This window comes from Amphibacillus jilinensis Y1 (assembly GCF_000306965.1).
In the GTDB taxonomy this organism is placed as follows: domain Bacteria; phylum Bacillota; class Bacilli; order Bacillales; family Amphibacillaceae; genus Amphibacillus_C; species Amphibacillus_C jilinensis.
On the sequence record NZ_JH976445.1, the window covers coordinates 1 to 4,161 of the forward strand.

Consider the following 4,161-nt stretch of genomic DNA (forward strand, 5'->3'; position numbering starts at 1 on the left):
GGTTGTTTTGTTCAGTTTTCAAAGATCAATTATGGTGGGCCTAAGTGGACTCGAACCACCGACCTCACGCTTATCAGGCGTGCGCTCTAACCAGCTGAGCTATAGGCCCTAAATGGAGCGGGTGAAGGGAATCGAACCCTCATCATCAGCTTGGAAGGCTGAGGTTTTACCACTAAACTACACCCGCATATTATATGTGAATGGCGCGCCCGAGAGGAGTCGAACCCCTAACCTCTTGATCCGTAGTCAAACGCTCTATCCAATTGAGCTACGGGCGCCTGTATTTCAGCAACGAAATTAAATATAACATGAAAGCAATATCTAAGTCAACAGTTTTCTTATTTCATTTTAACTAAGTTTAATATAGCTTGGATCAGCAATATTAAAGCTATTTTCTTTTGATAAGTAGCTTAAGCTATATAAATTAATTTTTTCCTTCTAAACGAAGGTTTTTCATAAAACGAACTGTTAATCAGCTGGCGGAGGACTACAGAATGTAGGTCATGCAGACCTTGCCACAGGGCGTGACAGTTTTAGTCTACGACCTTACCCGCACACTGACGCTTAGTAGCGTGCATTGGCGTCCGTTATCTGTGATAAAATTTATTATACGAAAATCAACCTCTCTTGAACAGAGTAAAATCAAATATTTTATAAAATAGTTCGTATTTTTACTTTATCGTGCACATATTGCTGTATCGATACTCCATCAAGTAGCCGGCTTAATTGGTGAGGGAGAATGGTTTTTGTTTCCTTAGATGATTCATCTGTTCATAAAAAAAGGGGAACAATCGGAAAGTTTATTATAATGATAAATGGGAGAACTAAAAAGCTTATATTATTATAGGAATGATTTCAGGGACGGAAAAGGTATGGTTTATAATGGAATAAGTTTTACGGTCATGGCGGGGAACTTGCGAAAGTATACCACAGCGCAGAACATAAACCTTTTTATGATCATGCAAAACGCTTCCGATAACCACTCTTGACAATCGGAAGCGTTTTTTACTGTTTAGAGACCGTTATGTCCGAGCCTCTTGTTACTATAAGTCCTGCATATTCATTTCAATTAAGCATGCTTTCGTTTCCACAGAAAAAATAATAATGAAGAAAACAGCACTACCCCAAATCCTAAGGAAGAATATAACAAGATCGATTGCTTTTCTTGAACCTGTTCAGTCCCACCAAACCCGCTAATCGTTTCATCACCTTTTTCAACATTATCGTATCTTTCTTCTAATTTTTTTTGAAATTCCTCTTCTGATAAATTTTCTGTTTGCTCATCTGAGTAAATTGAAATAACTTCTTCTTCAAGAAGTCTCACTGTATCGTTCTGTTGATTAAAAGCATAATAATACCCGGTTGGAAATTCGTAAAAAAGCAACTCATTCTGATCAAGCTGTTCAACCGCACGAGCAAGTGTTAATGGATATCCAAAACCGGATATTTCTAATTCCCCGCTGTTATTCTCCCTTAACTTTAAGCCATTTATTGCCTTATCGTTTTCGTAGACAATAGCTATCCATTCCTCAACTCTATTCTGAAGCATATCCTCATCTTCTCCAAATGCAAATGAAGGATTAAGATCATAGATTGCAATTGGATCACCAAAAGACATCTGATCAACATCATCTGTATTAAAACCGTAGTCACTATAGATATCGCTTTCAAAAATTTCAACTAAATAATTTCTAAATTCTTGTTCATCTATTATAGCACCTGAGGATTCAGCGACAGCAACCGGAATTTTTATAGTAACCAATATCAAGATAGCCATCAAACTAAAAAATTTTTTCACTGTTCCACCCTCCTCTTTACTTCTTTATATTATAAATAGTGTGCGTCCATGCAAATTCACTGCTATTCTTTAGATCAGCATATTTATCCCAAGATTTAAATGTTCCAGATTGTCTGATACGAATCGTCCTAATTTTATTATCTGTATTATTATAACCATCAATAACAGATAAATGTCCGACGCCATTCTTTTTTCCATTTTCCTTCCATTCTTTTCTCAATATTAATGGTCTCGAGTTATTAATATTACTTTTAATTGTATTATATGAAGAAGCACTAGAAGTCGTTTTTCCTCCACTTGACATTCCACTTTCAGTCAAAGCCTTTTTCGTTTGATTTAATGTACCTGGTTCATTCGCACAAGAAGATGTATTTTTTCCTCTTTTCACAAGTGTGCATTGAGTTGGCTTTGAATTTTTATGATAATTTATAATTATTTGTGGAGCAGCTACCCAACACCATTGGGATTTTTCTTGATCAAAGCTTTTAACTGAAAGAGACTTGCTTGAGCCTAAGACTACATCAGGAAAACTAAAAAATATTAATAAAAAAATCAAAATATAAAAACTAAATCGTTTTTCCATCAAAGATCCCCTTCCACATTTTATAAATTTACCATATATCAACATCAAAAAAATAACAAGACATTTTCAAATCTTATTGAAATAACTTTTCGACAAATGATTAGAATTATCGTAAGCAGAGAAAAATTTTAAGCGGTGCAGATAAAAATTCAGCATATTTATTGTTGGTAATTTTAATTTTTAATTAACAGTGACTAAATTCTTTCTTATGAACCTAATACTAAAAACTAATTACAAACATCGTATTCTCTTGCACTTCAGAACAAACCAATTGATCAAAAGAAGAAAAATAAACAAAATAAAACACACGATTCAACTGCTTAAATGAGCCGAAAACGTGTGACAAATACATTTGAAACTATATGTTGAACTTTCTCACCAACACTAGTTGACAAAGAGCCATGTATTGATGCTTGCTTAAAAGCGAATAAACTCGATTGATTAATGTTATGTTCACTTTTTTGTTCTGCACCATTTGGTGTTATTGAAACGAGCAAACTTTGGTGTTACATTTTTTCAATCATAAAAGTTACTACAACACTAGATATACTAACTGCTGCGCCTAAAATTGCAACAATAATTGTCAAAACTCCATTTGGGATAAGAAATCCAATTGGAATTAGCCCCAAAAAAGTTAAAACAATTAAACATTGGTATATTCCTGATATTATTCTTATAACTGAGTTGTCAAAAAAGGACATGGCGAGTGGCGGAATAAATAAAAATACGATTACTCCAATTGATAACATTAAGATATAAGGTTCGTCGAAAGAAATGACATTATCTCCAGGAGAATCTTTTGCAGCTACAATCATACTAGCTACAGCCATTATTAGTGTGAGTAAAACCAGAAAAAACCTTTTCAACATCATTATAACTCCTTTTTATTAATATAGTGCAAAATGGTACGCTAAGTTTCTAATAACCAACTTATGCTCTCCATCATGAATAAAAGAAAGACATAAGTTTTATTAATACTAACGACCAGCACCGTATCACGATATGACTTACGAAATAGCTTCATTAATAACACTGAATACAGTAAAACTTATTTTACCAATTATTTCATTATACCCTTTATTAAACATTAAAACAATTTGAAAATTGTACTCTTACCACACAAAATTTTAGATATGATGATAAACACATTTTGAATAAAATAACTTTTAATAGAAGGCATGTACTACGGTAAGCGACTTATTTTTACTGAAACGACATAACAACCTAAAAAAGCTCCATTTCACTCTAATGAAGCAGTAGGAACTAGAAAGTATTCTTAGTTACTTTAGAAAAGAGGGCATAAAAAAATACCAATAGGCTTAAAAACCTTGGTATTAATGCATTTATAATATGGTGCGGTCGAGAGGACTTGAACCTCCACGGGTTATTCACCCACTAGGCCCTCAACCTAGCGCGTCTGCCATTCCGCCACGACCGCAAGAACAATTTATAATCAAAAACTTATATTCACTCATTCTTTAAGAATGCATGAGTTTTTTTAAAATTAGATATTTTGTCTTTGCTGTTTCCTAACTACTTGTAGATTTTTATACTATACTTAATGTATAAAAAAGATGAGCCATGAAGGATTCGAACCTTCGACCCTCTGATTAAAAGTCAGATGCTCTACCAACTGAGCTAATGGCTCTTCTACTCATAATTGAACCCTTATCAATAGAAAAGCCTTTAAAACATTCAAATGGTTTCAAAGGAGTTATATCTAAACTATAGAAGTTCTAAAATGAAGAATGGCTGGGCTAGCTGGATTCGAACCAGCGCA

The 4,161-nt window shown here is 33.8% G+C and carries 3 protein-coding genes and 5 tRNA genes; all 8 read right to left on the minus strand.

All coding sequences use genetic code 11. From position 1 onward, the window contains the following. Nucleotides 1–32 precede the first annotated feature (32 nt). Nucleotides 33–109: transfer RNA gene (locus B494_RS0118015), tRNA-Ile, on the minus strand. A 4-nt stretch (nucleotides 110–113) separates the two neighbouring features. Continuing rightward, nucleotides 114–187, minus strand: a tRNA-Gly gene (locus B494_RS0118020). A 14-nt stretch (nucleotides 188–201) separates the two neighbouring features. Then, nucleotides 202–278 (minus strand) — tRNA-Arg (locus B494_RS0118025). A gap of 791 nt (nucleotides 279–1,069) precedes the next feature. Continuing rightward, nucleotides 1,070–1,798, minus strand: coding sequence for a hypothetical protein (locus tag B494_RS0118030; RefSeq protein WP_017473779.1), 729 nt, complete (start codon nucleotides 1,796–1,798; stop codon nucleotides 1,070–1,072). A gap of 16 nt (nucleotides 1,799–1,814) precedes the next feature. After that, complete coding sequence (locus tag B494_RS0118035) at nucleotides 1,815–2,381, minus strand: C39 family peptidase (protein ID WP_017473780.1); 567 nt, start codon at nucleotides 2,379–2,381, stop codon at nucleotides 1,815–1,817. 506 nt (nucleotides 2,382–2,887) lie between these two features. After that, nucleotides 2,888–3,250 carry a hypothetical protein gene (locus tag B494_RS0118040; protein WP_017473781.1) on the minus strand — a complete coding sequence of 121 codons (363 nt, stop codon included), beginning with the start codon at nucleotides 3,248–3,250 and terminating at the stop codon, nucleotides 2,888–2,890. A 482-nt stretch (nucleotides 3,251–3,732) separates the two neighbouring features. Next, a tRNA-Leu gene (locus tag B494_RS0118045) sits at nucleotides 3,733–3,819 on the minus strand. Between the two features lie 137 nt (nucleotides 3,820–3,956). Beyond that, nucleotides 3,957–4,029 (minus strand) — tRNA-Lys (locus tag B494_RS0118050). Between the last annotated feature and the right edge of the window lie 132 nt (nucleotides 4,030–4,161).

Coding starts and splice junctions, on each gene's coding strand:
- B494_RS0118040 (WP_017473781.1), bottom strand. CDS start 3,250: ATGTTGAAAAGGTTTTTTCTGGTTTTACTCACACTAATAATGGCTGTA.
- B494_RS0118035 (WP_017473780.1), bottom strand. CDS start 2,381: ATGGAAAAACGATTTAGTTTTTATATTTTGATTTTTTTATTAATATTT.